Raw genomic sequence first — 4,607 nt, 5'->3', positions numbered from 1 at the left:
ACCGGAGCGTCCGCGTCGAGCAGATCCCGGACGGGCGCGATCCCCGAGCCGAGCCGCGCGTTGGAGCTGGGGCAGTGCGCGACCCCGGTGCCGGTCGCCGCGAGCCGGGCGATCGCCGTCGCGTCGAGGTGGACGCCGTGGGCGAGCCACACGTCGTCGCCGAGCCAGCCGAGCGAATCGGCGTACTCGACGGGCGTGCAGCCGAACCGCTTCCGGCAGAAGTCCTCCTCGTCGATCGTCTCGGCGAGATGCGTGTGCATCCGGACGTCACGGTCGCGGGCGAGCGCGGCGGCCTCGCTCATCAGCTCCTTGGTCACCGAGAACGGCGAGCAGGGTGCGACGGCCACCTGGAGGAGCGCGCCGGGGGAGCGGTCGTGGTACCGGTCGATGGCGTCGGCCGTCGCGCAGAGCGCCGCCTCGGTCGACTCGACGACATGGTCGGGCGGCAGCCCGCCCTGGGAGCGGCCGAGGTCCATCGAGCCGCGGCACGGATGGAACCGCAGTCCGATCTCCTTGGCGGCCTCGACCTGCGCGGCGAACAGGTCGCCGCCGTCGTGCGGGTACACGTAGTGGTGGTCGGTGCTGAGCGTGCAGCCCGACAGCGCCAGCGCCGCGAGGCCCGCGCCGGTCGTCGCGTGGACGATCCCGGTGTCGATCCGGCCCCACGTCGGGTAGAGCTCGGTCAGCCAGCCGAACAGGTTCTCCTGCTGGGCGAGCCCGCGGGTGGCCCACTGGTAGAGATGGTGGTGGGTGTTGACCAGTCCTGGCGTGACGAGGCAGCCGGAACCGTCGATCACCCGGTCGGCCGTGCCGTCGGGGGAGCCGGGGCCGACGGCCGTGATCCGGTCTCCGTCGATCAGGACATGTCCTGACGCGTACTCGGTGCCGTCGGCGTCGACCGTCGCGATGAAGGCGTTCTCGATCAGTACGGTCGTCATCGCCTGCCCTCCGCCGCGGCCAGCCGGACCGCGTCCATGATCTTCTCGTAGCCGGTGCAGCGGCACAGGTTCCCGGCCAGGGCCTCCCGGATCTGCGGGTCGGACGGCTCGGGGTTGCGGGCCAGCAGATCGTGCACCGAGACGATCAGTCCGGGCGTGCAGAACCCGCACTGGACGGCGCCCGCCCGCACGAACGCGTCCTGGACGGGGTCGAGCCCCTCGCCGGTGGCCAGGCCCTCGACCGTCACGACCTCACGGCCTTCGGCCTGACCGGCCGCGACCAGGCACGAGGTGACGGCCGTCCCGTCGAGGTAGACCGTGCAGGAGCCGCATTCGCCCTGCTCACAGGCGTTCTTGCTGCCGGGCAGGCCGAGCCGCTCCCGCAGGACGAACAGCAGCGATTCGCCCTCCCAGACGTCGTCGGCGGTCCTCGGCACGCCGTTGACGGTGCAGTTCACGCGCATAGGTCGCTCCAGGCCCAGGTCAGGGTACGGGTCGCCAGGACGGCGAGGGTGTGGCGGCGGTAGGCGGCCGTGCCGCGGACGTCGTCGATGGGGCGGGCGGCCGCGCCGACCAGCGCCCCGAACTCACGGGCGGACTCGCCGCTCAGCGGGGCGTCCCAGTCGAGCCCCGCGGCGTACGCCTCGGCGTCGGGGGCGCGCAGCGGGGTGGGGCCCGCCGAGCCGATGCCCGTCCCGACCGTCCGTGCGCTGGGGTCGAGGGCGAGCGCGAACGACGCGACGGCGATGACCATCGCGTTCCTGGTGCCGATCTTGCTGAACTGCTGGGGGCCGCGCGCCTGCGGGATCCGGACGGCCCTGATCAGCTCGTCGGCGGCCCGGACGCTCCGCTTCGGCCCGGTGAAGTAGTCGCCGATCGGGACCTCGCGGGCGCCGCGGACCGACGCCAGTTCGACGATCGCGCCCGTCGCCAGCAGCGGCGGATGCCCGTCGCCCGCCGGGCTCGCCGAGCCGAGGTTGCCGCCGAGCGTGCCCCGGTTGCGGATCTGCGGCGAGCCGACCGTCCTGGCCGCCTGGGCGAGGGCGGGCAGCCTGCCGCCGAGCTCGTCGATGATCCGCGCGTAGGTCACCCCCGCGCCGAGCGTGATCTCCTCGTCCTCGGCCGACCAGGTGCTGAGCTCCGCGACCCTCGTCAGGTCCAGGAGCGCCGCTGGCCGGTGCTTGCGGAAGTTCATCTCGACCATGACGTCGGTGCCGCCGCTGATCGGCACCGCTTCGGGGTGTTCGGCTTTGAGCGCCAGGGCCTCGTCCCAGGTGGCGGCCCGCAGGAAGTCCATCACTGGTCCCTTTTCACCGTTCCTTCGATCAGTCCGTACGGCCGGTCGGCCGCGAAGTAGACCTCGTCGGGGTTGTCGAGGCCGAAGGGGGTGAGGTCGGTCAGGAAGTGGTGCTTGTTGGGGAGCGACAGCCGGATCTCGGCGATCTCGGGGACCTTCTCGACGACCCGGCCGCCCATCGCGTACAGGGTCTGCTGGAGGGAGTAGCTGTAGGTTTCGACGAACGCGGCGGTCAGCGCGGCGCGGACGGCGGTGAACGCGGCGTCCCAGCCGGCGGGGGCCGTGCCGAACCGCCATTCGGCGTTGACGACCGTCGCGAGGATCCGGTCGCGGGTCTCGGGGAGCGTGGTGTACCGGTCGCGGGGGAAGCCGTGGAACTCCGAGTCGGTGGTGTTCATCAGGGTCAGGCCCCGGAGCCCGCCGACGATCTCGGCGTCGGTGCCGTCGTGGGAGACCGTCGCGGTCCGCACCAGATCGCCTTCGCGGGCGAAGGAGTGGTCGCCGAGCCGCGTCCACCCGTACCGCTCCAGCCGGATCACCGCCCGGCTGACCGCGTCCCTGCTGCCGACGAAGTGCCGGGCCAGCAGCAGCCCGAACTCCTCCATCGAGGCGACCCCGTGCTCACGGGCGAAGGCGTAGACGGTGTTCTTCTGCGCGTCGGTCGTCAGGACGTCGGTGTTGTCGCCGGTGAGATGGGTCGCGGTGAGTTCGCCCTCCAGGGACGTGCTCACATTGAGGTCGATCATCTCGTGCCGTGCGCCGTCGCGGACGACCCTGACCAGGCGGCATTCGGCCTTGCCGTAGTTGTTGGAGCCCAGGCTGAACGTCATCACGATCCTCGGTAGGTGGTGTAGCCGAACTTGTTCAGCAGCAGCGGGACGTGCAGATGCCGGTGCGCGTCGGTCACCTCGAACACGACCGTGACCTCGGGGAAGAACGACCCGTACCCCTGGTAGGCGGCGACGTCGAACCGCAGCCCGTACCGGCCGGGACCCCACGCGTCGTTGGGCACCCACCCCGACAGCCGCCCGTCGGTGTTGGTCTTCCCGGACGCGACGGTCCGCCAACCGTCCCCGGTCAGCTTCTGGAGCGTGACGGGCAGGTCGGCGGCCGGTTCGCCCCGGCAGGTGTCGAGCACGTGCGTGGACAGGCTCATGTGATCAGCTTTCCCAGTCGGAGGCGGGTGATCGCCGTCAGTTCGCCACGGACGACCCCGCGTTCGGTCTCGGCGGCGTTGCCGAGCCGGGCGCGCGCGGCCTCGAGCATCTCCGCGGCCGACCTGCCGGTGGCGCAGATCAGGAAGACATGCCCGAACCGGTCCTCATAGGCGCGGTTGGCCTCGACGAACGCGGCGCGGTCGGCGTCGGCGGCGCCCGACTGCTCCTGACGGGACCAGGCGGCCTCCCGCGACGTCCCGGCGGCGCGCTCCCCGATCCGCGGATGGGCGTCCAGCGCCTTGTTGATCTGCGGCCAGCCGAGACCGGAAAGGGCCTGGTCCGAGCGGTTGGTCAACGCGGAGTAGTCGCCGTACGGACGGCCCGCCGCGACGGCCGCCGCCCACTGCGGGGCGGCGCAGCAGGCCAGCAGCGACTGCTCCGCCTCCGCGGCCGTGAGCGCGTTGAACTCCTCCAGCGTCATGCCTTCAGTCAAGCGAACGGAGCGTTACCGAAACAGCGTGCGAAGTCCCAAAACTGAAACAAACGGCGGCTACGTTCCTTGGAGACAGTTACAAAGGGAGGGTCATAATGCGGCTTCGGGACGTCCTGGAACAGCCGGGAGTCAGGCTTCCCGTCCTCATCGGGGAGTCCGAACTGGACCGGCCGCTGATCGCGACGTTCACCACCGACCTCCTCGACCCCGGCCGCTATCTGACCGGCGGGGAGATGGTGCTGACCGGTCTGATGTGGCGGCGGAGCCCCGAGGACTCCGAACGTTTCGTGGCGAGCCTGGCCAGAGCGGGCATCGCCGCGCTGGGCGCGGGGGAGGGCGGCTCTGGGCCCGTCCCCGCCGACCTGATCGACGCGTGCCGCCGCCACCGGATCCCGCTGTTCGCCGTCCCCGCCGACGTCTCCTTCCGCGAGATCACCGACCGGATCACCACGGTGCTCTGGTCGGAACGCGAGGTCGGGGCCCGCAGCCGGCAGCGCGGCCTGATGTCGGCGCTGGCCGGCGGCGCCCCGCTGGCGTCGGTGTGGCCGGAGGGCTCCTGGGTCGTGACGGCCACCGGACGGCTCGTCGCCGGACGTCCCCTCGCCGACTCCACCCGGCTGGCCACCGCGTTCCTCGCCGCCGCCGCCCTCCCGGCGCGGTGCCGGGTCAACGGGGTGGAGTACCACGTCGACCGGCTGCCGGGCGGCGGCCGGTTCGTCGCC

At 72.0% G+C, this 4,607-nt stretch carries 7 protein-coding genes; 1 reads left to right on the top strand and 6 read right to left on the bottom strand.

The window, feature by feature from the left end; all coding sequences use genetic code 11:
- The 6 genes from ACYVE7_RS29535 to uraD form a co-directional block, all read right to left on the bottom strand.
- A partial coding sequence (locus tag ACYVE7_RS29535; protein ID WP_460369258.1) for an amidohydrolase family protein occupies nt 1-938 on the bottom strand: 938 nt, incomplete at its 3' end.
- Entirely contained in the window at nt 935-1,402 is a 468-nt protein-coding gene (locus tag ACYVE7_RS29530; RefSeq protein ID WP_460369256.1) for a (2Fe-2S)-binding protein, read from the bottom strand. The genes ACYVE7_RS29535 and ACYVE7_RS29530, both read right to left, overlap by 4 nt.
- Nucleotides 1,393-2,235: an FAD binding domain-containing protein gene (locus tag ACYVE7_RS29525; RefSeq protein WP_460369254.1), complete on the bottom strand. Its 843-nt coding sequence runs from the start codon at nt 2,233-2,235 to the stop codon at nt 1,393-1,395. Before ACYVE7_RS29525 ends, ACYVE7_RS29530 begins: the two co-directional genes overlap by 10 nt.
- Nucleotides 2,235-3,065 (bottom strand): factor-independent urate hydroxylase, encoded by an 831-nt coding sequence (pucL, locus tag ACYVE7_RS29520; protein WP_460369252.1) that lies wholly within the window; start codon nt 3,063-3,065, stop codon nt 2,235-2,237. Before pucL ends, ACYVE7_RS29525 begins: the two co-directional genes overlap by 1 nt.
- Nucleotides 3,065-3,391: a hydroxyisourate hydrolase gene (uraH, locus tag ACYVE7_RS29515; RefSeq protein WP_460369250.1), complete on the bottom strand. Its 327-nt coding sequence runs from the start codon at nt 3,389-3,391 to the stop codon at nt 3,065-3,067. Before uraH ends, pucL begins: the two co-directional genes overlap by 1 nt.
- Nucleotides 3,388-3,873, bottom strand: coding sequence for a 2-oxo-4-hydroxy-4-carboxy-5-ureidoimidazoline decarboxylase (gene uraD, locus ACYVE7_RS29510; RefSeq protein WP_460369248.1), 486 nt, complete (start codon nt 3,871-3,873; stop codon nt 3,388-3,390). Before uraD ends, uraH begins: the two co-directional genes overlap by 4 nt.
- Before the next feature lie 107 nt (nt 3,874-3,980).
- Here uraD and ACYVE7_RS29505 point away from each other — a divergent pair.
- Nucleotides 3,981-4,607 (top strand): PucR family transcriptional regulator ligand-binding domain-containing protein (locus ACYVE7_RS29505; protein ID WP_460369246.1); only part of this gene is annotated, 627 nt, incomplete at its 3' end.

It is taken from the genome of Actinocorallia lasiicapitis (assembly GCF_054778695.1).
This window is presented reverse-complemented; position numbering and strand designations above follow the sequence as displayed.